Origin of the sequence: Nostoc sp., from assembly GCF_036917355.1 — a bacterium.
Classification (GTDB): domain Bacteria; phylum Cyanobacteriota; class Cyanobacteriia; order Cyanobacteriales; family Nostocaceae; genus Nostoc.
The window spans coordinates 25,960-48,359 of sequence record NZ_JBALDP010000026.1 but is presented as its reverse complement, the minus strand read 5'-3'; the positions used below and the strand labels follow the sequence as shown (position 1 = coordinate 48,359).

Genomic DNA, 22,400 nt, shown 5'->3' with positions numbered 1-22,400 from the left:
GGCTGATGAGTGATTTCTGTTTAGGTTTGGTTGAAGATGCACACTTGGCACTGGCGCAATTGGGAAGGACTCCCCTATCTAACTTGTAGTATTCTGGAAGGTTGGCATCATGGCTTCTTTACCCAGCAGTTTTGGCCGCGATCGCCACAAGTTATCACAGAAGTATTGCAACCAGAGGCATCAGTCTATCGCTTAAAGCAGGTTCATGGCAATACTGTTCTCACCCCCCAAGAAGTTGAAAGCTTCTTAAGCTCTGCTGAGGAGGATTTAGCATCGGCAGATGGTTTAATGAGCGAACAGCCTCTACAAGCGGTTTGGGTCGCTAGCGCAGATTGTACACCCGTGTTGATTGGGGATGTGCAAACTGGACGGGTAGCAGCATTACACGCGGGTTGGCGGGGGACTGCTAAAAAGATTGTTCCCTTGGCGATCGCTAGATTACAATCTCAAGGCAGTAAACTCGATGATTTGAGGATTGCGATGGGCCCAGCGATCGCTGGTGAGGTTTACCAAGTCTCGATTGAAGTGGCTGCCGAAATCGGGGCTAGTATTATAGCACATGAAGACGAAGAAAAAATTATAACTGCATTACATGAATTACCAAATTCACCTTTGCGAGAAGATCCAGATCCAGGAAAGGTACGGTTAGATGTGCGGCGAGTAAATACCTTACAACTGGAAAATATGGGAATTAGTGCAGAACAAATTGCGATCGCACCTTATTGTACTTTCCAAACTCCAGAGCATTTCTTTTCTTACCGCCGGGAGAAAGAAAAAAAAGTACAGTGGTCAGGGATTGTTAGTGGTAAAACGAGTCACTAGCATTAAAATGTGTTTTGGCTGATAGAGCGATCGCTTTATCAGCTTGGATTCAATATATAAATTCGCCATGTTGTGGATCAAAAATACGGCATTTGAACTGATGACAGAGATCCTGAATAATTCTCAAATCGCACTTACCAACATGGGGCGAGATATAAATCAATTTGACGGGTTCATCACCTAAACAGACTTTCCATACAGAATAATCACTAGAATTTTCTCTACTACATCCTGGAAAATAATAACAATCGGCATCGAATCTAACGTCAGGATAAAGTTCATAAATTACAGAAATTATTTCTGTGCTAGTACCAATTTCTAAAATATTCTCTTCATTGATATGGTTTATCGAGAGAAGCTTAGGTGATATTCGCATTAACCAGAAACTGAGACTCATAACCTGCCACAGGTTCCCGTGTTGTTGAGTCGGAATATGGTGAGTTTTACTTCGTTAATATTGCCATAAGCATTGTGGATTTTTTGCATTATCCCCAAAAGTGTTGGATCGATGAGATACTGTTCTGTTTGAGGTTCGATAGCAATATGCCAGTTGTAATGCGTTTCGATCAAAGTTGGACGTAAGGGCTCGAAAACAGCACAACACCTCACAGCAAGAGCATCACGCTGTTCCTGACGATGGCTTACTTCTTCAGGTGCTAAGGTTGATGCTGGTAAAATGCGAGTGCGTTTTGGCTGAGATACCTGTGTCATACCATTATCTTGTTTATATCTAAATAAAAACCTAACTCAAAGCTTCACTCAACAACTCGCAGTGCAGTAAAGCACCATCCACCAAAGATTGGATTTTCTCTGATGATAAAGGATCGCCATTGGCATAATGCTCCATCCAAGTCAGACCAATCAAATTGGGGTCATCGGGTAAACTCTCTAAATCCCATCCAGGCATTTCTAAATCTTCCATCAGGCGATTTACCTTGGGATCATAACTGAGAGCAAAGCAGCGACAACCTTCAGCAGCAGCCATAATTAAGCTGTGCAGGCGCATCCCAATTGCCATTTCAACACCGCGAAACACACCTTTTAAAAGTTGCGGATCTTCCAGACACAAAATCTTGCTAACATCTTTAAGATGTGGTTGAATGGCTTCGGCAATACTTAAATCTTCACTTTTTTGAAACGGCAGTAATAAAATAAATGCTTGCGTGGCTTTTTGAAAATCCACCAAAGCGCGAGTTAAGTTTGCCAGACGTGTTTCTGTAAGTTGGGGATGCGATCGCAACGTTACCGCAACTCTCGGCGCAGGTAAATCCCAAAGTCCTGGTACTGGTTGAGATTCCAACGCCCAAACCGGGTCAGGAGCTATAATACAAGGAATTTGCCAATCAGATAATAGAGCCGCACTGGCGCGATCGCGGACACTGATTTTGGTACAATTACCAAAGGTTTGCCGTGCCAGCCAACGAGTTTGCGGACGCACCAAAGGGCCAATACCCTGCGCCCAAGCAACAGTTTTCAAACCCATTTTCTGCGCTAATGCCATCAGCCCCCCATAATAAAATGGGCTGATAGTACTGGTAACATCTTGAATGAGACTCCCACCGCCCCAAATAAAGGCATCACAAGAACGCAAAGCTTGCAGTACAGCGAAAGGAGCCATGCGATCGTAGGTTTCTACATTGTAGCGATCGCGGGTTTCCTCTGGATTACCAGAAAGCACCACAGGCGTTACGTGAGATGGCAACATTTGCAAAAGCGTTGCCAATAAAGCTTCGTCACCACCATTACCTTTACCGTAATACCCAGACAATAATGCCCGCATCTTGACCATTTTGGATTTTAGATTTTGGATTAATAGCTATTGTTAAATGAATCTCTGTCCCCCATATAGATGGTAAACTCATTCCCAAGTTCTATAGCAGTGGTTAAATAACTTAGGACATTCACTGGCAAATCGTCAGAGAGCAACTGTCACAGATATCCATAGCAAACTTGTCTTAAGCAGGATAAGCCGCTATGATTACCTACATTTTTTCGATTCCGAAGTGTTCACTTCCGGTTTCATCGATAAAAGTCTTGCTACCTTGCGGTTTCTTGGCCTGTGCTTGAATACTTCGCAATACTTGGATAAAAGTTACGATCGCTTCTCTTTAAAACTACCTAATACAATAGACATCTATGTGAAAAATCCTTGTAGAAACGCGAAATTTCGAGTTTCTACAAGGATTTGAATTTTCAAAAGATGGGTTTTGTTACACAAAAAGTAGGAGTAAAGTTCTAATGTGGAACTTGAAAACTGGTATTTTGCTACTTACGCTGAGTTGCATAATTGCAACTGGTATAACCGTATATCTTCTTGGCGGCATTGAACCAGTACAAATTCAAGCTTTGCTGAAATCTTCTGGTATCTGGGCACCTATTATTTATATTGCTTTGTACGTTGTGGCAACCATGTTAGTTTTGCCCTCAACGGTACTAAATTTAACTGGAGGTGCCATTTTTGGCCCTTGGCTGGGTACTGTCTGGACTAGTGTTGCAGCAGTCATTGCGGCAATAATTGCCTTTGTTTTTACTCGAACTATTGGACGCAAAGCAGTTGCAAAACGACTAGCAGGACGCTGGCAAGCTATGGATGCTGAGGTGCGTCGTGGAGGGCTTTTTTATATGTTTGCCATCCGATTAGTACCAATCATGCCCTATGGCTTGGTCAACTTTGTGGCGGGACTGACTTCGATCGGTTTTAAAGATTATGTTCTAGGTACAACACTTGGTACTGTTCCTAGTGTTTTACCTTTTGTACTACTAGGTAGTTCTGGCCTGAAGGCAGTGAATACAGGCGATTTTTTGCCGCTAATACTTGCATTAGGCTTAACTGGAACACTCGTAGCAGGGTCTACTTGGTATCGCCATCGTCGAACTTTTCCCAAAAAAGCTGTAGAAAGCCTGAAAAAATCAGACTCTTCAGATAACATAAATCCGAAGAATAAATAAAGTATGAGAATGAAACTTGAGTGTTGCTAGGTATACTGTGAACCACACCTTTTCGATCGCAGGCAGCCTGTTATCTCGGCTGTAAAAAAAATTAAACAATATTTTTAGATGCTACCAAAGTATTCATTCATTATTCCAATTTATAACGAAGAAGAAACTATTCCAGAACTATACCGCAGACTAAGTGCAGTAATGAATCGGATGGATGCGCTTGTCGAATTAATTTTAATTAATGATGGTAGCCGCGATCGCTCCCTACAATTACTACGAGACCTCCATCAAAAAGACCCGCGCATTTGCTATCTGAGCTTTGCTCGTAACTTTGGTCATCAAATTGCAGTAACTGCTGGTCTTAATTTTGTCCGCGGTCAAGTTATTGTCATCCTTGATGCTGACTTACAAGACCCACCAGAACTAATCCCCGATATGGTTGAAAAATGGCGACAGGGCTATCAAGTCGTCTACGCTCAACGCACTCAACGCCTTAAAGAAGGATGGTTTAAGCGTTTTACTGCCTATTTCTTTTATCGAATTCTTAAGAAGCTTGCAGATGTAGAGATTCCTACTGATACTGGTGATTTTTGTCTAATAGATCGGCAGATTGTAGATATTCTCAATTCTATGCCAGAACGTAACCGCTATATTCGTGGTTTGCGTTCTTGGGTTGGCTTTCAGCAAACAGCAATTCGGTTCGAGCGCAACCCCCGCTTTGCTGGGGAAGTTAAATACACTTTTAGCAAATCCTTAGCCCTTGCTATCAATGGTCTAGTGTCTTTTTCAATAGTGCCACTGCGCTTATCAACCTACTTAGGCTTAATAGCAGCGGCGGCGGCCATCTTTATGGCTTTATTAGTTTTGTATTGGCGTCTTTTTGTCCCCCATTCGCCTTTAACTGGGTTTACGATTATTTTGATGGCAATTTTCTTCCTCGGATCTGTGCAGTTAGTCAGTGTTGGCATCTTAGGTGAATATATAGGGCGCATCTACGAAGAAGTTAAAGCCAGACCCCTCTATACTTTGGCAGAGGTAGGTGGTTTTGAGCGCAAATCCTCCAACTCAACGAGCAATTCTGACAAACTAGATAATTTAGAAGACGCTTACAAATAAGAATCTTTATTTGGCGTTGCATAATAAAGGTTTGTTCAAACAAATATAAAATTGAAGCTGCATATCACCTTGACAGTGCTACTCTCCACTCCAAATCTCTAAATCTCTAACTCCCAACTCTTAACTTTCTTATGCACACCCTTTCGATTCCCACCTGGATTATTCATGTTTCTAGCGTTATAGAGTGGATTGTCGCCATTTGGTTAATCTGGACTTACGGCGAACTGACTAATAACCGCAGCTGGTGGGGATTATCCCTGGCGATGTTACCAGCTTTAGTCAGTGCTATGTGTGCTTGTACCTGGCATTATTTCGACAACGCCGAATCTTTGGAATGGATGGTAACGCTTCAAGCTACCATGACTTTAGTTGGTAATTTTACGCTTTGGGCGGCGGCGTTTTTGATTTGGCGTTCGACCAAATCTGTTAACACTGTTGAACCAAAACCTATCAAATCAGAGCAATGATTTCTAAAGAAACCCTGTTTGCACTTTCACTGTTTCCCTATTTGGGTTTCTTGTGGTTTATCAGCCGCAGTCCACAAATGCCGCGTTTGGCGCTTTATGGATTTTACGGCACTCTCGTCTTTGTTGCCATTACTATCCCGGCGGGGATTTATGCTGTATTGCATTATGGCGAGTCTTTAGCCAATGTGGATTGGTTGCACGGTGGTGCGGAACTATTTTTGACGCTTTCTAACATCTTGCTTGTGCTGGGTTTTGGGCAAGCTGTAAGGCAATTACAAATGAAAAATGAAAAATAGTAAATTCAGCTATAGATAGCGTTTTGATTGCAATAAGGAAGAATTAAATGGATGTAATTCCAGCGATTGATTTACTAGAAGGTCGCTGTGTGCGACTGTATCAGGGAGACTACGATCGCTCGCAAGTTTTTAGCGAAAATCCTGCTGATGTTGCCAAACAGTGGGTAGATCGAGGTGCTACCAGATTGCATATAGTTGATTTAGATGGTGCCAAAGCAGGTAAAATAGTAAACTTAGAGGCAATTGAAGCGATCGCTCAAGCAGTGTCAGTACCCATTGAAATTGGTGGAGGATTGCGCGATCGCAACAGCGTACAACAAGTATTTAATCTAGGCATACAGTGGGCAATTCTCGGAACCATTGCCGTAGAACAACCCCAGTTAGTGCAAGAACTCTGCCAAGAATTTCCCGAACAGATTATTATCGGTATTGATGCCCGTAACGGTCGAGTCGCAACTCGCGGCTGGTTAGAAACCTCGGAAGTTTTAGCAACTCAACTGGCTGTACAAATGCAAGAATTGGGCGCAGCCGCCATAATTTACACAGATATCCACCGAGATGGTACACTTACAGGCCCAAATTTAGAAGCTTTGCGAGAACTTGCAGCAGCAATTTCCATCCCGATAATTGCTTCTGGCGGGGTAAGTTCTGTCACCGATTTGTTGAGTTTGTTGGCGTTAGAACCTCAAGGCGTGACTGGCGTAATTGTCGGACGTGCGTTGTATACTGGGGATATTTTACTCAAAGAAGCATTACGAGCGATCGGGCCGGGGCGAATTCAGGATATTCCACCCAATCTCGGTTTTTCTACCTTTGCTTAACATTTTCTTGGCAAGTTCGACAAATAGACCATCTTGTAGAGACGCGATTCATCGCGTCTTTACCCAAGAATGTATTGCAATTATTAATTGAATTGATACTAGTTTAATTATTTTGGCAACTATCTTTAGATAGATAGGGTAAACACTACGTTATTTGTCGATACAAATCCCTTGCTAATTGTGAAAAATATACATTTCATATTTAATTGATTTTGTCAAGATGTAATCCCTTGTATGATTTAAAAAATTAGCAAGGCCTTCTCTGGACTGAATTTATATTCATGCTTTCAGTAGATGCAGTGATGACTTTGCAAATGCAATAATGAATATGTTCTCAAACAATAAATAGTTGCTGTTCTTCAGATAAAAAATTCAGGTTTTATCAGACTATAGTAACTTTGGTTTTTAGAAAATTGTTTGATGTTTTGAGAAGGTAACACAATGAATAAAATCCTAAAACGCGCACTTTTACCCAGCCTCATGGCTGCAAGTTTAGCTGGTGTAACCTTAGTTCCCGCCAAACCCGCTGCTGCTGACGACCAAGTACTAAGAGATGCAGGTATTGGGGCTGTTACCAACGTTGTAACCGGAGCTGTTAGGGGAAATGGCAGTGTATTAGGGAATGCTGTTAAAGGTGGTGCCACTGGTGCAGCCGTAAATGGTGCAAATGGTCTGAGAAATACTCGCAATCGCCGCCACCGGAACGCCGCTCAAGATGTCGGAGTCGGTGCTGGAGCTAGTGCATTGACTGGTGTAATTACTGGCGATAAAAAAGATACCCTTGGCAATGCTATTGATGGTGCAGCTGTTGGTGGAGCAATCCATCTATTAACCAATGGTAAATAATTGGTAAATTCATCAGCTAAAATATTTTCCAACGGTTAAAGAACTTACCTTTCCCTAATTCCTCTCCTTCGTAAAAAGAGCAAACCTAACCTCGCTTTCCTACTAGGGAAGCGAGGTTGTAGGTTAGATTTATTTGAGATATATACCACCGTCAGGATTGGATGACGTTAGGTTTAATAGTAATCCCTAGCCCTTCAACGCCTTTCTAAAGTTTCGACGATAAGACTGATTTGTAATAAACAAAGCTGGCCATAGCAAAGATAAACCAATCCGATTGGTCAAAGTTGGATTAAAATTAGTCCGTCCAAACCCATTCCAAAACTTCCAAGCTCCGCCTCCGTAAACTCCTATCAAGCCAATAAAAATTAAGGTACTCATTCCCATCAACTCCGTTAGTAACTGACAGAATTTAAGTTAAGTTTTACCACACGAGGTAATCACCTCATAAGCAATACCGAGAAGGTATGACAAAACTCCCCAGGTTTTGATATCTAAGTCAGTTAAACACACATTCTCTTATTCCAGTGTAGATTAGCCTTACGCATCCCAGCTAGTTATCAGCGGTGGCAAGCTAGTCAAAGGATGCAAAAGCGTTATTTTTGAGGTGTTTTGGCGACATATTTTGCTTGTATAACAATTAAGCCCTAAGTTTTTAAGACAGAACAACGCTGTAAAATCGCTAAGAAAGCAGGATTAGTTCCTTGCTGTAGCTTTAATGCAATATCTTTTGTTATCGATAGCCACTGGAGAAAACAAGTATTTATGGCGATACATTCAAATGTAAATGCTGATCCTCTAGTACAAAAAATGTCTATACCATATTAAACTACAAAGTTCTGTGGCGCATTATTCTTATACTTCATTTACCCAATAAAGATAATATCTTTCATTATCCACCCAGCCTCTCTGAAAATCTTTGATAGAAACAATTTTCAAATCATTGCGGTTGATATTCAGTTTTTTATTTAAAATCAACAAAACTTTCTTTCGCTCATCTTGATTTTGAAGTAGAGAATTAATCTGGCTTAATATCTCAGCTTGTTCTACTTCTTGACGACCTTTTTTAAATAAAGTAAAGCTTCCCATTCTTTCAATCTCTGGATAGTAAAACTTTCGATTAAGATAACCCGATAAAGGAGCCATATTCGCATCTCGACTGGCAACAATAAACTCATTATCTAATCCAGATTTGTGAATATACTGGGCTGTTTCGCGACTAGCAGAAAATGGTATAACTAAATCTCTTGAAAAACTATAAATTCCTCCCCCAAACTGGACATAGAGAATAAGCATCAAAGCCAGATAATGCCATTTGTGAATAAATGTAATTGAACTTGGAAGAATAGAAATTTTATTAAGTAAAACTATAGATTTTTGATAATAACTTCCCAGCCATAAAGCTGCTATTAAAACTAAATAGAAATGTCCAAAATGCCTTGGCATACCTAAAAATCTCAAGTATGTAAAGGCAAGTAATATACAATTGCCTATCATGTAGAAAAATAAAATAACTGGCTTCTCAGATAATTTTATTAAAGTTAAAACTACAATAAATAAAGCAATTGTCGCACAAACAATTAAATCTAACCATCTTTTATGTGTAGGAATAATTAATAAATAACTACCAAATACTCTGCCGACGCTTCTCAACAGATGACGGATATCTAATTCTATTAGCCAACCATTATTTAACCCACCGTGAAGATAACTATCTGTCGGAGGAGTAATAATATAAATGGATAAAATAAAAGATAATGCGATAATTAAAATACTTAAAAATAAGTCGTACTTTTTGGTTTGACTAAAATACTGCTGCCGATGTTCGCGATCAAAACAAAATTCAGCCAGCAAAGTTAATAATAAAGAAAATGATACTAGTAAACCATAAGCACTACTATTTGCTAATAAACCCAATAGAATTGCCAAATAAACATAAGTTATTTTTCTAGATGCAAAAACTGTACAGAATGCAAAAACAAATAACATACTAAAGGCATAGTTTCGAGAAATTAAAAGATATTCGTAAAAAGGAAAAAAGCCAAACGAAAATAGAAATTTTTGTTGATAGTTAAAAGGGCTATATAGGCAAAAAAGTGTAACTGAAACAACAGTAATTGCCAAATGGAAAATTTGCATGATGATAGGATCGGCTACTATTTTTCTCAGAATTGCCAGAGAAAAATACCATAGAACAGGATGACCTTCATAATGAATATTTGCAATTAAATCCCCCAACGATTCACTATCTCTGACAATCAGCCAGGGATTTAGTTCATCTCGCCACATAGAATGGTTAAGAATACCTATTAAACCAAGAAAAGAAAAAAGAAGAATAATAAACCAAGGATTATTCAAAGGTAATTTTGAAGTCAGCTTGCTAATTTTATTGCTTAACATTATTAGTTCAGAATCCAATTTGTTTGGATCGTTAAGATTGCTGTAAATACTATCATCAGATATTCTTCTGATTTTTTAACTATTCAGACAGATGGATTCTGACTTCTGAATTATTACTCATTTTTACTTATAACTTTCTGGTATACCCACTGGTGATAAACCTGCGATCGCTCGTAAGTTTTGGCAACGAATCAACTCAGTAAAATTAAAACTGGAACGCCCTTCAATTTTGGCTACTGCTTCAATTGCTGATAACAGATGCTGGGCTGCTTCAACTTCTGAATAACCGCGTCGCTGTGCTATTTTAATTGCGGCTGCATCGGCATTTAACTCTGACTCTTGAGATTTATTAGTGCGCCAGATCCGAAAAGCAGCGATCGCACTTAATCCCCCAGCTACAGCAACGCCCACTACATCTGACTGTGCTGCTTCCAAGAATCCGCCTAACAGCCCAGCCAACACTACACCTTGATAAATGTCGGGTTTAAACCACTTCACCCCCGTTAACCAGCTAACCATCTGCAATAGCAGCAAGTCTCGTTGCGGCTTTGTCAAGCGACGCCACAAATCAAAATTAATATATATCGGTCGCGCTTGGTTCCAGGGTTGGGGAAAGGAAGCGTCAATTACTTTTGCTTGCTCTGGCTTACTAACGATTTTTGTCGTCATCCGACCAGAAGCAGGCATCACATCTAACAAACGGCGAATTTCAACATTTGGCTCCATAAATTTAATTATTAGCCATAATGTGCATAGTAACAAAAATAAAGTTTTCATGTTAACCTTTGATTTATGAGATGCTCTCGCAGCCTTAAATAAATTTCAGATCGAGCCATAAAAATATTGATTAAGCAGTTTGATAGTGTGGCGAGATTTTATAGTATTCGCTTGCCGCCAAATTCAAAACCTCAAAGTTTTGGCTTGCCATTAAGACTATATTTGTAACTACATGGACGCTTTTGCTCCCCTCCCACCTGAATGGACGAATAAGGCAATACATGCTTATGATTTTTGCTGTCCTAAATGCCACTCAAGTAACCTAGAAGCTGAAAAAGTTTGGTTAAATCGGCGATCGCCTGTTCTTACAGAAGACCGTCGTCGTAAATGGCAAGAGTTCTACTACTGTCACTGTGGTTTTGTGTGGTGGGCTTGGAGTAGCGATCGCCCGCCAAAAGATATATCCAATCAGCCAGATTACAATCCTACATAGCTAATTTTTTTCCTAAACAAAACCCCACTTCTAGGTGGGGTTTTGTTTATCTAATTCTAAGCTTTATATTTGATCGCCAATTTTAGAAGGTGAAGGTAGTACGTAGAGTACCTACATATTCAGTGTCGTTAGCGTCGTTGTGCTCTGGATTGAAGATTACCAACAAGCCAGGTGTTACCTGAATATTATCGGAAACCTTGTACTTGTAAAGACCCTCTAAGTGATAAGAAGTACTGTCGTCGAAGGTAGTATTGCCGGCGACATTTTTGATACTACCACCAGTAACTTTGGGTGGTTGACCAAAGATCACACCTAAAACGTTGCCTTCGCCACCAAAGTCTTTCAAAGCAAGCGCTCCAGCCCAATACCAAATATCTGCGTCTGCACCTGCATTAGCACCAGTCTTAGCATCAGCAGTTGTATAACCTCCCCAACCACTAATAGCCAATTTAGGACTAAATTGGAAGGTAGCTTCTACACCGTAGTTGTTAGATTCGGTACGAGTGTTAGCTCCAAAAGGAGTGTTGGCAAAAATACTACCTGTACCTTGGAAAAGGTTATTGGCAGCAGTATCAGTTTGATAAGTGCGAGCGTAGGTTAGACCAATATTAAACGCTTTGGTGGGTTGGAAAGATAACTGACCAAAGATAGCGCTATCACCATCAAACAACCCATTATTAAGGGTAGGGTCGTTAGCAGTCCTAGCTAGATAAGCACCGCTGAGACTGATGGCGCCTTTAGGATTGAAAGTAGCAGTTATACCAGCGCCACCTTGACCTTGGCGATATATGGGGCTGAAACGTCCATAGCGTGAGAGCGCACCTCTACCAGAGCTTGCAAAGTCAGAGTTGAAGTTATTAACGTTTTCGTATAACTCAGCACCAGTAGCATCAATTTTGACCCGTACTGCATCAGTCAAGTTGAAAGCATAGTTGAGTTTATCGATGCTAATGCTGTTGCCAGTATCTCCATCAAAACTTAAGCGGCTCATGTTGGTACCAGTACCAGTACCCAATGCATCGTTACCACGATTGGAGACGACATTGCCAGCATTTAGACGTGTTTCCAACTGGTCTGTACCAGTGAAACTGCTCAACAGTTTTAAACGAACGCGATCGCTAAAAGTGGTATTATAATCTAGGTCTTGAGTAGGAGCGCCACCACGAGCTGCTCTAGTGTCACCAAAAACATCAGACACGGCGAAAATTGCTTCTCCAACCAACTTAGTAGTAGTGGAGAACTGATTAGCTTCCAACTCAGAAGTGCGGGCTTCTAATCCATCTACACGACCGCGCAGAGTTGCTAGTTCAGCAGAATATTCTTCTTGTAAACGCTGTAAAGTAGCTAAATCTTGTTTGCTGACCAAATCAGCAGTAGCTGTAGCAATCAGTTCATTAACCCGATCTAAACAGGCATTCAAACCTGCGGCAAATTCATAACGGGTTAAAGCACGGTTTCCACGATAGGTACTGTTAGGATAACCTGCAATACAGCCGTAGCGCTCAACTAGAGATTGTAAAGCTTGGAATGCCCAATCTGTAGGCTGCACATCCGAAAACTGAGAAACTGATGTTACCTGACTCATGTCGTTAGACTCTTGAGCTTCAGATAACTGGCCAACATTTGTTACCTGTTCGTTGACTTCACCTGCTAAGGCACTATTAGCAACGAAAAATGTAGCAGCTAATACAACCGGACTAACCTTAAAAAGATTCCAGAATCGTTTTGTCATGTTTTTACTTTCACTCACACCTAAAATAATCCAGCCATGAGAAAATGCTTTAAACACTTCTCATTTGTGGATTTCACACACAATCACAGCGACGATTATACCTTTATCTTGTGATAATTACAAGCAATTTATTTAACATACTGCCGAACTATAGTTTTTAATTAATTTATTTGGTAATCGCAAGATAATGCGGCGTTTGTGACGTAAAACTGTTCCCTCTTCTTCTAACTGCTGTAAAAGGCGGGTAACAGTTACTCGCGTAGTATTTAAAACTTCAGCAATATCCTGATGGGTAACATTTAAATCAATTAGCTTGCCTTTATCTATGTCACGTCCAAATTTTTCACTTAACCAGACTAAAAACTGCCATAAGCGTAGCGAAATTGGTTTTCGATGCACAATGCTTAGTAGATCCTCTGCTTGTTGAATATGAGACAACAAAGCATTAATATCTTGATGCCACAAATGAGGTGGCACAATGCTTACTTCCACGCCCGTGAGACATTCAATCTGGTAAGGCTTCACTTTAGACAAAGGATAGCCAATCAGATCCCCTAGTCCCCAATAACCGAGAGTGATGAATGTTCCATCTTCACTCCAAGTTAAGGTACGAACTGCACCATATTCAATACGCCAAAGCACATCATTTTGAGGTGGAATTACTTCCCGGCGGGCAAATATCTGCTGGGGTAATTGTCTGCTGAAAGCACAGCTATTTGACAGGGCTGAAGAGTGTGAAGTAGGACTTGGAGAATACATCATTAACCGTAATTACACAATCATCAGGGAATCTTGCTATTGACAATGATTAAGAAACTCTAATAATTTGTATCAAAATTTACTTGTATATCGAAAAGTCTATTCTTCTCAATCAGAGCTAGAGACTAACTCAAAATCTCCTGATAGTAATAACTTTTGCTTAAGGTATCTATAAGTGATATAGGATCAAAATTTTTAGTTGTTTATTCGTTACTTTAATTGTGTAAGTTTAAGAATAGGTAAGCTTTTAGTAAAATATTGAATTAACTTATTTTTAATTATTTGGTATTTTCTGAAGACGAAGTAAGTATGTCGGCGTAAATAATTATGAAGATGCTAGGGTAGAATGGCGCTTACTAACTCGCTGGATTTAAATCCCCGACTTCTTGCAGATACCTGAATGGGTAGAAGTCGGGGATTTGGACAGCATATCAATTAGGAGCGTTGACCGGTGACAATATATGCTACCCTTTGACCGATATTCGTAGCGTGATCTGCCATACGTTCCAGACAACGAATTGCCAGTGCTAGCAGTATAATTGGCTCGACTACACCAGACACATCTCGTTGTTGGGCTAAAGTCTGATAAACGCGATCGTAAGCATCGTCTACAGTATCATCCAGATGCTTTAAACGGCGTCCACCGGCTTCATCGAAATCTCCCAAAGCCTTTAAGCTAGTTGCTAGCATTGCTTGCGCGTGAAGGGACATAGCTTCAATGTCGGGCATTGACGTATGAGGCGCGTAAGGAAAAATTTTAATCGCAATTTCAGCTAAATCCTCAGCATAATCGCCAATGCGCTCTAAATCTCGCACCAGCTGCATAAAGGCACTCAAGCAACGCAAATCTGGAGCTGTAGGCGCTTGTAGCGTCATAATAGCCGTACAGTCTGATTCGATTTGTCTATAAAAGCGATCGATCTTTTTATCTAATCGGGGGAGTTCCTCAGCTGCTGTTAAGTTACGAGCAAATAACGCTTGGTGGCTGAGGCGAAATGATTGTTCTACCAAGGCACCCATGCGTAATACATCCCGTTCTAAGCGCCTAATGGCGCGTGCGAGTTGTGGTCTTTGCGGATTGGGAGTATAATCGACGGCTTTCACACTTGTTGTCTCAAAGGTGAAGATATTACTAACTATAGTCTTGGCTTAGGGAGTTTGCCATAACTTCAGGAAATTGGAGTTGCATCCACGCACCACCAGTTTCTGGATGGTTCATCGCTTTGATTGAACCACCGTGGGCAATTAAAATTTGCTCGACGATCGCTAATCCTAATCCATTGCCAACGATCGCTCCTATGGAGTTACTATCTTGGGGGGAATGAGTTCGCGCTTTATCTCCTCGATAAAATCGCTCAAAAACGTGGGGTAAATCTGCCTCAGAAAAGCCGGCTCCAGAATCAATAAGATTTATTTCCAAGATTGAGGAAACAGGATAATTATCCTTTGTTGATAAGATTTTCGCTTCAACATGAATACTTGTACCAGCAGGACTGTACTTAATGCTGTTATCTAGCAAGTTGAGAAAAACTTGGTAAATCCGGGCTTTATCTGCCTTAATCCACAGATTTTCGGGGCCAGAATAAGAAAAAGACAGATGTTGACGTTGTGCTAAGGGTTCTAGTGTTTCCCAAACAGATGTAATGAGCGATCGCAATTCTACAGCTTTGGTCTGCAATTGCATATTTGGGTTTGCTTCCATTTGGGTAAGGTCTAACCAGCTTTGCACTAAGTTAATCAGTCGGTCAACTTCCTGCATCAAACGGTTAACCCAACGATTTAAAGGTGGTTCCAAGCGGATTTGTAAGGTTTCTACAACCAAGCGAATCGAGGTTAGCGGCGTTCTCAGTTCGTGTGCTAAATCGGAAAAAGAGCGATCGCGTACTTGATTTATATCTAATAGTGGTTGACGATTTTCTAAAAATACTCCCACTTGTCCATTGGGTAAAGGCAAGCTAGAAGCCCGCAAAGCCAGAGATTTGATTGTTGCCATCTCTGCCGCATCATCACAAGATGGGTGAAATATCCATTCTCCCGTCTGTGGTTTTTGCAAATCGCGAGTTTGCTCAATTAAATGGTCGAGTTCATAAGACCTGACCAACTCCAATAACAAGCGCACCTGTTCTGGTTGCCACCTTTGCAGATACAAAATTTCCTGCGCCTGCCGATTGCACCACAGCAATTGATTTTCCTCATCCACCTGCAAATATCCCACTGGAGCAAAATTTAGCAGGTCTTGATAAGTTTGCAACGACTGCTGCAAATCTTGCCGCTGCTGTTTCACCATCGCTATTTCTTGCCGCAACCCAGGAATCAGCAGCAGTCCCATCTTATAAGAATGCGAGGTTAACGGTCGGAGTAAGCGCCCCAGGTAGCGGTTAAGTTGAACCTGTTGCCAAACCCAAAACCCAATGCCTACCGCTAAACCCAGAAAAAATCCCAATAAAAGCATTTGAGTTGTTAGTTTTTTGGTGACTACTAAAAACTAACAACTATCCCAACTAATTATCCAAACCTATAGCCAAAACCTCTTACAGTCACAATATATTCGGGATGACTGGGGTCTTGCTCTAATTTTTCGCGCAACCACCGAATGTGAACGTCTACAGTTTTACTATCGCCGACAAAATCTGGCCCCCAAACCTGATCGAGCAATTGTTCCCGTGACCATACCCGGCGGGCATAACTCATAAACAGTTCCAGCAAACGGAACTCTTTGGGAGAAAGACTCACTTCTTGACCGCGAACCAACACGCGACATTCTTGCGGATTTAAGGAGACATCCTTAAATTTTAATACTGGTATTGGTGGTAAATTACTTAGGCGTTGGCGGCGGAGTAAAGCGCGACAACGAGCAACTAACTCGCGCATACTAAAGGGTTTGGTCAGGTAGTCATCTGCACCCACTTCTAACCCCAAAACACGGTCAGTTTCACTACCCTTAGCACTGAGCATTAAAATAGGTACTGGGTTGCCTTGATGACGCAGCAAACGGCAAATATCTAGCCCATTGATTTGCGGTAGCATCAAATCAAGAATGACCAGATCGAAGGGAAGTTCCCCTGAATTGGTTTCAAAACTTTTGAGATACTCTATAGCAGAGCGCCCATCGGGAGCAGTTATCACCCCATAACCTTCTTCTTCCAGAGCTACAGCTAGCATTTCCTGGATTAATTCTTCATCTTCTACTACTAGAATACGGCTGGTTTGTCCAATGTCCGTTCTGGCAGAGTATTTGGTCGATTCACTGGTATACATTGATATCACAAAAGTCTAGGACTGTGCTTGTATCAATTAGGATGATTAATTCTATTATCTCGCCTTACTGTAACTGTGCTTCTACTAGGGTTAATTCTTTTAGATTTTATTTACATAAAGTAACATACACCACAGCAGTCTCCTAAATCATAAATCACTGTGGCTGCAAGCTTCTAATAGTTTTTTAATTAAAAACTTTAAATTTTCGATTCTGTGTTCACAAGATGGAAAGACATTATTGCATGAAGGATTATCTTGACAGGGGAGATTAGGTTAGGTATATTTATCTTAGTACAAAAGTACTATTAAGCCTCAAAGGGAAAACTATACCTGAAAAACAGAAGGACATATATGTGGAAAATTCGTACCCACTAAGTGTCAGATGTGGATCATTTCAGTATTTCCACTGCGTTAAAAATGTTGATTAAAAGGCTACTCTGATGTCTGCATAGGGTAGTCATTGGTATGGCTTGCTACCCAATAAATCATTTGCCTATTGAAGGGAGTTGGAAGATGACTACAGTTGGAGTCAAAGACAGCAAACAACAACTAATGCAAGCATTTCAACAAATTATTATCCAAAGAAAAAAACTTGAATCTAAAATAGCAACCAAACAAGAGGAAGCAGAAAAAGCAAAAAGTCAAGAAATTCTGCAAGCAGCTTCTGCATATACAGTTGATAGTATTGTCAAAGGTTTAGCTGATTTACAATTGGAGTTTGGCAGTATTCTCAATGGATTATCTGAAAAACTAGCTCAGGAAAATTCTAAGTTAGATGAATTGAATCGAGCTATAGAAATTGAAACTCAACGTCTACAAGAACTGCAACAAATTAGAGTTGTAGCGGATACTTTAGACGTTTTAAGTCAAGAACACCAAGAAAAATTAAAAATTCTCGAACAAGATAGTATTAGCAAAAAGGAAGCACTAGAGAAAGAAATTACAATCAGACGGAAAGAATGGCAAAAAGAGCAAGCAGAGTATGAAGAAAAACTTCAGGCATATAACGATTTATTAGCCAAAGATCGCCAGCAAGAACAAGAAGAATTTCAGTATAAGTTAGAAACTACTCGCAAACTCAATACAGACAGCTACGAAGGGATAAAGCGCCAACAACAAAGAGAAATACAAGAAAACTCTCAGAGGAAAGAGAAAGATTGGGCAGAACGAGAAAAAATCTTTGCTGAACGCCAACCACTCTTTGCAGATTATGAACAAAAGGTAACTACATTTCCTAGCGAACTTGAAGAAGCCGTTAAGAAGGCTAGAGAAGAAGCAATTAAAGAAACAAGCCAAAAAGCTAAAATTGAGGCTGATTTATTTGAAAGAGAATGGGAATCTAACAAACAGAGCTATGAACAAAAAATTCAATCTCTGGAAGAAACAATTAAGAAACAATCTGAGCAAATAGAAGGCATTTCTGCTCAATTGCAAACTGCATTAAAACAAGCACAAGACTTAGCTATGAGGGCTTTTGGTAGTTCTAACTCTAAATAGTTGTAAGTTCGTAGCATCTTAATTATTTTAAATTCCTGAAGAGGAGGTTTGTTGTGGTGGGGAAAAAACCGACTGATAAGAATACTAAAGTAGAAATTCTTCAGGCGTATGAGGAGTTGGCAAAAGAAAAAGCAGCGCTGAAATCAGAACTTGATAAAGTTGCCAAAGAAAACCAGTCTGGAACTAAAGAACAGCCTAAATTAGAACAAAAAACAGCTATGAATCAGCTTTCTAGTGTCCAACAGAAGATGAACAATACAATTGAAAGCTTGGCAAAGATTCAATTAGGTTTTGGCAGTGCTGCTAATGAATTATCAGAACAGCTAACCACGAAAGCCTCTAAATTGGAAGAAATTAGGCGAACTTTAGAAGAAGAAATCCAACAATTAACACAACTGCACAATTTAGAAATTTCTGATGATATCTTGGATACTCTCATCCAAGCCTATGAAGATAATACTAAAGCTTATCAGGAAGAATATAGCCAACGTTCTGAAGTGTTATTCCAAGAAATACTAGAGCAAAGAAATACTTGGGGAAAAGAACAAGAGGAACAGCAACGGGCGATAAAAGAACGGAATGAAAACCTGAATAAAACTCGGCAACGCGATGCTTCAGAGTATAAGTATAATTTAGAACTTCAGCGGCAATTACAAAATGACGAATACGAGCAAGAGCAGAAAGCGCTATATAAGCAATTAGAAGAATTACTACAAGAAACAGAAAAGCAGTGGGCTGAACGGGAGAAAGCGATTTCTGAGAGAGAGAAACAATTTGAAGAGTTAAAAGCCAAGGTAGAGGCTTTTCCGAAAGATAAAGAAGCAGCCATCAAAAAAGCTACAGAAGAAGGCAAAGGCATCGCCCACTACCAAGCTAAGGTAAAATCAGATTTATATTCTAAGGAAGTGGAAGGGCAAAAGCGTTTCTATGAACAAAGACTGCAATCTCTAGAACAAACTATTACTAATCAAGAGACGCGAATTCAAAATCTTTCTAAACAACTTGAATCTGCTCTCAAACAAGTTCAGGATTTGGCAGTTAAAGCTATTGAAGGTACTTCAAATGTGAATTCATATCAGGCAATTAAAGAAATAGCTTTAGAACAGGCAAAGACTCAAGCAAAAAATAAATAAGCTGATTTAATTTTTGATGAAAATTGTAGAGACTTAAATTCAATTAAGTCTCTGCAAGTAACTCTAATGCTTTTTATTCAGTTTTCTTTGGTTTTTTGAGGTCTGGGGGAGGTTGTACTTTTTTCTTCTTTGTTGCGCTAGCCTGCGTTTGCTTCAATGCTTTGTTGGAATTTTGTTCTTGACTAGACATAATACTAAGTTTTAATATCTACTACAATATTATTTACATTACAAGTATCATTGATTACATAAATATATCATAGAGAATTGAAGTTTAACTAAAACAAGTTAGTAAATAATATTACCTCTGTAGGAACCTTCACTTTTAACAGGATAAATACAAATCTTAATAGATATCTGATGCAAAAGAGACTTAGCACTGCTACGTCTCTACAAGGGTTTTGGATAATCCATATTTAATTTATGGAGATGTTTAATAGCGGGGGTGCGATCGCCTCAGCTATCTACAATAGATTGAATTTCTATCAGTGGTTGAATTTCTGTTTCAACTTGAGCTTCAACAAAAGGCGTATGAATTAGAATATCAGCTTGTATAGCTTCAAAGCTCACAACTAGAGAGTATGGAACCTCAGCGTATGGATCATTATTCCAACCTTCGTGTCCTACTACTGCAATACAGAATGCTTCTCTAAGGTTATAAGATTTCACTAAAGCCCAATCCTTCTGAATTGTTCCTATACTTCTTGATACACTCTTGATTGTTTTATAATGCTTCTCTTTACCAAGAGTCCATGTAAAGAGTTCATCCCCCTTTTCAGCATCTTTTGGTACATTGTAGTTAGCTAAAACTCTGCCAAGAAAATGCTTTGGATCTTCTCCTTGTTTACTACACTCCCAGTCAAGCCAAGTTGAAAGATACTTTCTTCTATTACGCCGAGTTCGACGCGGTTCAGCTTTATATGACAAAGTAATTTCTATCAGAATCTCAAACTCTTCTCCAGGCGATCTCAGACTATTCGGTAGTTTGACCTGATAAATATGAGCATCTCCAGCTTTAATTAGCTGTTCTCCTCGTGTAATTAATGTACTACGATTTGGAGTATTACTCAAGGCACGCTCAAGGCTTGGAATACCATATCCAATTTGACGAATAACATTCTTCTTTTCTTCATCACTCTTTGCTATAGCCCATTCTGGCCATCGGGCTGATTGAACAATTAATGCCCGATATAATAGGCATTTTTCTTCAGGAAACTCAGCAGCAAGACAAGCGGCAATATGGCTTACTTTTGGTGTTGCGAATGAAGTTCCAAAAGTGTCAGACGCAACTATAGGAGTAGAACCAGTACCTAAAGTTGACCTTACTAACTCAGGGCCTGCACCTGCGATACAAGTAATGTTTGGCGGCTGACCTTCATCTTTCACAAGATCACCACCATACTCAACCACTTCTGGTTTAATCGTGTCCCATATACCCAGCCCAGAACAAGAAAATGCTGATGGTTGGTCTTTTTCTCCTAATGAAGACCAAGATAAGTCACGGAAAGAATTTCGAGTAATTGAGCCAACAGTTAATGCTTGAAGGCTTTGTGCTGGATTAGCAATCCTACAAGAGTTTTCAGAAAGATAGTCTGGGTAAGGTCTACCTGCTAAAATATGAGATTTAACAGATAGTCTTGTTGAAATTCGGTGACTTTCTATAGGGATATTTCCAGCAGATACTATGAAAAGAATATCTTTTTCATATGTTAATTTATCAATAGCTGCTGCCCAAGAACTCATATATCTAGTTCTACAAGGAACATCTCCATTAATAGAGTGGTTAAAAATTCTTGTTCCTGTTTGACTATAGTAGAAGTCTACGATGTTTTCTAGGAGTATAGGCGGATATAATTTGTCAGATAATCTACAATTACTATCCAGCACTCTTGCATTTTGAAGCCAACAAATTGCTTGATGGGTTCCACTTCGAGGCACACTTGTTGGATAAAGGACTGCTCCAGCAACTCTGGTTCCATGACCACCATTACTCACCAGATCAGCAGTTAAGTTTAATTCTAAAGGAATCCAAGATTTTGAGTTTCCCGAATCAATGGCATTTTTTAAAAGAGGATTCTGCTCTTGAATACCACTATCAATTACACAGACATTAGGTGCATTTTTTTCTGGTGGTTGTAAAACTAAAGATATATTACTAATATTAGATATTTCACCATTGGGGGAAAATGGTTCAGCAATGTTATCTTTTTCAGTTAATTCAAAAATATAAGAAAAATTAAATACCAAATCTTTTAAACATAGACCAGATATTTGAATAAGACATGAAAAACTGTCTGGTGCTTCAGAAAACTGAGGAGGATTATCTTCAATAAAGCTACTTAAAAGTTTACCATTATATTTGTATTTAGGATTGCTAATAAAACTCATCAAATCTTGTTGTCTCTTTGATGCTAAATCATCCCATTCATCATATGTAATATCACGATTATCAATCCAGTTATTGATTGCTTTTACATAATTTTCAGGCTTTTTATAATTTTTTTGTTCTGGATAGTCACGTAATTTTGTTGTAGTTCCTAAACAAGATATACCTACCTCAACAACATAAACCTGTTCATCCTTTATTTGATCCCACTCCTGTAATAATTTTGAAGACAAAATAAATTCTGGGCGTTGATTTTTATCAAGAATATTCAATATTTTTGCAATAACACCACCACCTTTTTGCTCATTAAAAAATTTTTCTATTTTATCTTGAAGTTTACTAAGGTTAGTATCCGCAGATGCACCGATAATATATCCATTTTCTAACTCAGATATTATTTCTATGTCGGAAGTTCTTAGATCATCTAGATCGAAAGTTTCCGGGTCAATTTGTAGTATTAAAGGCATAGAATCAGGAAGTATGAGTTTTTTCTCTTCTTCCTGTTGCTGTTGAGTTATTTTCCAATCGTCAATGAGAGAAGATACTAATTCTTGGATTTTACTTCCGTGTCCCTGGCGATTAGACAAATTTATATGTGTCTGAGTATCTTTTTTATTACTACCGCCACCTAATGATTTTGCTGTACCCTTGTCTGTCAATCTGAGATCGATATGCGGAAAACCTTGAGAACTATCAACCATTTATTTCTCCGACACCAAA

22 protein-coding genes are annotated in these 22,400 nt (G+C 39.6%); 10 read left to right on the top strand and 12 right to left on the bottom strand.

Features of this window, described 5'->3' with window-relative positions; all coding sequences use genetic code 11:
• Positions 1–36 precede the first annotated feature (36 nt).
• Positions 37–822: a peptidoglycan editing factor PgeF gene (gene pgeF, locus V7K53_RS07160; RefSeq protein WP_335196907.1), complete on the top strand. Its 786-nt coding sequence runs from the start codon at positions 37–39 to the stop codon at positions 820–822.
• A 49-nt stretch (positions 823–871) separates the two neighbouring features.
• Here pgeF and V7K53_RS07155 read toward each other — a convergent pair whose 3' ends face one another.
• Genes V7K53_RS07155 through csaB form a run of 3 tightly spaced genes read right to left on the bottom strand, consistent with a single transcriptional unit; the run spans position 872 to position 2,602 of the window.
• Positions 872–1,219, bottom strand: a complete 348-nt coding sequence (locus V7K53_RS07155; RefSeq protein WP_335196906.1) for a hypothetical protein — start codon at positions 1,217–1,219, stop codon at positions 872–874.
• Entirely contained in the window at positions 1,216–1,533 is a 318-nt protein-coding gene (locus V7K53_RS07150) for a hypothetical protein (protein WP_335196905.1), read from the bottom strand. Before V7K53_RS07150 ends, V7K53_RS07155 begins: the two co-directional genes overlap by 4 nt.
• Before the next feature lie 31 nt (positions 1,534–1,564).
• Positions 1,565–2,602 carry a polysaccharide pyruvyl transferase CsaB gene (gene csaB, locus V7K53_RS07145; RefSeq protein WP_335197019.1) on the bottom strand — a complete coding sequence of 346 codons (1,038 nt, stop codon included), beginning with the start codon at positions 2,600–2,602 and terminating at the stop codon, positions 1,565–1,567.
• Positions 2,603–3,060: 458 nt separating this feature from the next.
• Between csaB and V7K53_RS07140 the strand changes: the two genes are divergently transcribed.
• The 6 genes from V7K53_RS07140 (at position 3,061) to V7K53_RS07115 (ending at position 7,308) form a co-directional block, all read left to right on the top strand.
• Positions 3,061–3,771, top strand: coding sequence for a TVP38/TMEM64 family protein (locus V7K53_RS07140; protein WP_335196904.1), 711 nt, complete (start codon positions 3,061–3,063; stop codon positions 3,769–3,771).
• A 108-nt stretch (positions 3,772–3,879) separates the two neighbouring features.
• Positions 3,880–4,878: a glycosyltransferase family 2 protein gene (locus V7K53_RS07135; protein ID WP_335196903.1), complete on the top strand. Its 999-nt coding sequence runs from the start codon at positions 3,880–3,882 to the stop codon at positions 4,876–4,878.
• Between the two features lie 131 nt (positions 4,879–5,009).
• Positions 5,010–5,345, top strand: coding sequence for a DUF2499 domain-containing protein (locus V7K53_RS07130; RefSeq protein WP_335003933.1), 336 nt, complete (start codon positions 5,010–5,012; stop codon positions 5,343–5,345).
• Entirely contained in the window at positions 5,342–5,641 is a 300-nt protein-coding gene (locus V7K53_RS07125; protein ID WP_334900929.1) for a DUF3593 domain-containing protein, read from the top strand. Before V7K53_RS07130 ends, V7K53_RS07125 begins: the two co-directional genes overlap by 4 nt.
• Positions 5,642–5,688: 47 nt before the next feature.
• On the top strand, positions 5,689–6,462 hold the full coding sequence (gene hisA, locus V7K53_RS07120; RefSeq protein WP_335196902.1) for a 1-(5-phosphoribosyl)-5-[(5-phosphoribosylamino)methylideneamino]imidazole-4-carboxamide isomerase: 774 nt from the start codon (positions 5,689–5,691) through the stop codon (positions 6,460–6,462).
• A 441-nt stretch (positions 6,463–6,903) separates the two neighbouring features.
• Entirely contained in the window at positions 6,904–7,308 is a 405-nt protein-coding gene (locus V7K53_RS07115; RefSeq protein WP_335196901.1) for a hypothetical protein, read from the top strand.
• A 186-nt stretch (positions 7,309–7,494) separates the two neighbouring features.
• Here V7K53_RS07115 and V7K53_RS07110 read toward each other — a convergent pair whose 3' ends face one another.
• From V7K53_RS07110 to V7K53_RS07100, 3 genes are all read right to left on the bottom strand, one after another.
• The gene (locus tag V7K53_RS07110; protein ID WP_292774856.1) at positions 7,495–7,686 is read right to left on the bottom strand and encodes a hypothetical protein; all 192 of its coding nucleotides are present in this window, start codon (positions 7,684–7,686) and stop codon (positions 7,495–7,497) included.
• A gap of 474 nt (positions 7,687–8,160) precedes the next feature.
• Positions 8,161–9,723, bottom strand: coding sequence for a hypothetical protein (locus V7K53_RS07105; protein ID WP_335196900.1), 1,563 nt, complete (start codon positions 9,721–9,723; stop codon positions 8,161–8,163).
• A 105-nt stretch (positions 9,724–9,828) separates the two neighbouring features.
• Entirely contained in the window at positions 9,829–10,431 is a 603-nt protein-coding gene (locus V7K53_RS07100) for a DUF3318 domain-containing protein (RefSeq protein WP_099103437.1), read from the bottom strand.
• A gap of 223 nt (positions 10,432–10,654) precedes the next feature.
• Here V7K53_RS07100 and V7K53_RS07095 point away from each other — a divergent pair, with 223 nt between their 5' ends.
• Positions 10,655–10,915 carry a hypothetical protein gene (locus V7K53_RS07095; protein ID WP_335196899.1) on the top strand — a complete coding sequence of 87 codons (261 nt, stop codon included), beginning with the start codon at positions 10,655–10,657 and terminating at the stop codon, positions 10,913–10,915.
• 82 nt (positions 10,916–10,997) lie between these two features.
• On the opposite strand, the gene V7K53_RS07090 is transcribed toward V7K53_RS07095, so the two are convergent.
• From V7K53_RS07090 to V7K53_RS07070, 5 genes are all read right to left on the bottom strand, one after another.
• Entirely contained in the window at positions 10,998–12,647 is a 1,650-nt protein-coding gene (locus V7K53_RS07090; protein ID WP_335197018.1) for an iron uptake porin, read from the bottom strand.
• 132 nt (positions 12,648–12,779) lie between these two features.
• The gene (locus V7K53_RS07085; RefSeq protein ID WP_335196898.1) at positions 12,780–13,409 is read right to left on the bottom strand and encodes a Crp/Fnr family transcriptional regulator; all 630 of its coding nucleotides are present in this window, start codon (positions 13,407–13,409) and stop codon (positions 12,780–12,782) included.
• A gap of 432 nt (positions 13,410–13,841) precedes the next feature.
• Positions 13,842–14,510, bottom strand: a complete 669-nt coding sequence (gene phoU / locus V7K53_RS07080) for a phosphate signaling complex protein PhoU (protein WP_334835470.1) — start codon at positions 14,508–14,510, stop codon at positions 13,842–13,844.
• Positions 14,511–14,538: 28 nt separating this feature from the next.
• Positions 14,539–15,858 carry a sensor histidine kinase gene (locus tag V7K53_RS07075; RefSeq protein ID WP_335196897.1) on the bottom strand — a complete coding sequence of 440 codons (1,320 nt, stop codon included), beginning with the start codon at positions 15,856–15,858 and terminating at the stop codon, positions 14,539–14,541.
• A gap of 53 nt (positions 15,859–15,911) precedes the next feature.
• Positions 15,912–16,664 carry a winged helix-turn-helix domain-containing protein gene (locus V7K53_RS07070; RefSeq protein WP_094349166.1) on the bottom strand — a complete coding sequence of 251 codons (753 nt, stop codon included), beginning with the start codon at positions 16,662–16,664 and terminating at the stop codon, positions 15,912–15,914.
• A 513-nt stretch (positions 16,665–17,177) separates the two neighbouring features.
• On the opposite strand from V7K53_RS07070, the gene V7K53_RS07065 reads away from it, so the two are divergent.
• Complete coding sequence (locus tag V7K53_RS07065) at positions 17,178–18,161, top strand: hypothetical protein (protein ID WP_335196896.1); 984 nt, start codon at positions 17,178–17,180, stop codon at positions 18,159–18,161.
• 53 nt (positions 18,162–18,214) lie between these two features.
• Entirely contained in the window at positions 18,215–19,294 is a 1,080-nt protein-coding gene (locus V7K53_RS07060; protein WP_335196895.1) for a hypothetical protein, read from the top strand.
• A 456-nt stretch (positions 19,295–19,750) separates the two neighbouring features.
• Here the strand turns inward: V7K53_RS07060 and V7K53_RS07055 are convergent, their stop codons facing one another.
• Positions 19,751–22,381, bottom strand: a complete 2,631-nt coding sequence (locus V7K53_RS07055; RefSeq protein ID WP_335196894.1) for a S8 family peptidase — start codon at positions 22,379–22,381, stop codon at positions 19,751–19,753.
• Positions 22,382–22,400 lie beyond the last annotated feature (19 nt).

Bases quoted from the DNA above. Each gene is read 5' to 3' on its own strand.
- V7K53_RS07070 (WP_094349166.1), bottom strand. From the start codon at position 16,664: ATGTATACCAGTGAATCGACCAAATACTCTGCCAGAACGGACATTGGA.
- V7K53_RS07090 (WP_335197018.1), bottom strand. From the start codon at position 12,647: ATGACAAAACGATTCTGGAATCTTTTTAAGGTTAGTCCGGTTGTATTA.
- V7K53_RS07110 (WP_292774856.1), bottom strand. From the start codon at position 7,686: ATGAGTACCTTAATTTTTATTGGCTTGATAGGAGTTTACGGAGGCGGA.
- V7K53_RS07140 (WP_335196904.1), top strand. From the start codon at position 3,061: ATGTGGAACTTGAAAACTGGTATTTTGCTACTTACGCTGAGTTGCATA.
- csaB (WP_335197019.1), bottom strand. From the start codon at position 2,602: ATGCGGGCATTATTGTCTGGGTATTACGGTAAAGGTAATGGTGGTGAC.
- V7K53_RS07055 (WP_335196894.1), bottom strand. From the start codon at position 22,381: ATGGTTGATAGTTCTCAAGGTTTTCCGCATATCGATCTCAGATTGACA.
- V7K53_RS07065 (WP_335196896.1), top strand. From the start codon at position 17,178: ATGACTACAGTTGGAGTCAAAGACAGCAAACAACAACTAATGCAAGCA.
- V7K53_RS07130 (WP_335003933.1), top strand. From the start codon at position 5,010: ATGCACACCCTTTCGATTCCCACCTGGATTATTCATGTTTCTAGCGTT.
- V7K53_RS07085 (WP_335196898.1), bottom strand. From the start codon at position 13,409: ATGATGTATTCTCCAAGTCCTACTTCACACTCTTCAGCCCTGTCAAAT.
- V7K53_RS07095 (WP_335196899.1), top strand. From the start codon at position 10,655: ATGGACGCTTTTGCTCCCCTCCCACCTGAATGGACGAATAAGGCAATA.
- V7K53_RS07135 (WP_335196903.1), top strand. From the start codon at position 3,880: ATGCTACCAAAGTATTCATTCATTATTCCAATTTATAACGAAGAAGAA.
- V7K53_RS07100 (WP_099103437.1), bottom strand. From the start codon at position 10,431: ATGGAGCCAAATGTTGAAATTCGCCGTTTGTTAGATGTGATGCCTGCT.
- V7K53_RS07155 (WP_335196906.1), bottom strand. From the start codon at position 1,219: ATGAGTCTCAGTTTCTGGTTAATGCGAATATCACCTAAGCTTCTCTCG.
- V7K53_RS07075 (WP_335196897.1), bottom strand. From the start codon at position 15,858: ATGCTTTTATTGGGATTTTTTCTGGGTTTAGCGGTAGGCATTGGGTTT.
- V7K53_RS07125 (WP_334900929.1), top strand. From the start codon at position 5,342: ATGATTTCTAAAGAAACCCTGTTTGCACTTTCACTGTTTCCCTATTTG.
- hisA (WP_335196902.1), top strand. From the start codon at position 5,689: ATGGATGTAATTCCAGCGATTGATTTACTAGAAGGTCGCTGTGTGCGA.
- pgeF (WP_335196907.1), top strand. From the start codon at position 37: ATGCACACTTGGCACTGGCGCAATTGGGAAGGACTCCCCTATCTAACT.
- V7K53_RS07150 (WP_335196905.1), bottom strand. From the start codon at position 1,533: ATGACACAGGTATCTCAGCCAAAACGCACTCGCATTTTACCAGCATCA.
- V7K53_RS07115 (WP_335196901.1), top strand. From the start codon at position 6,904: ATGAATAAAATCCTAAAACGCGCACTTTTACCCAGCCTCATGGCTGCA.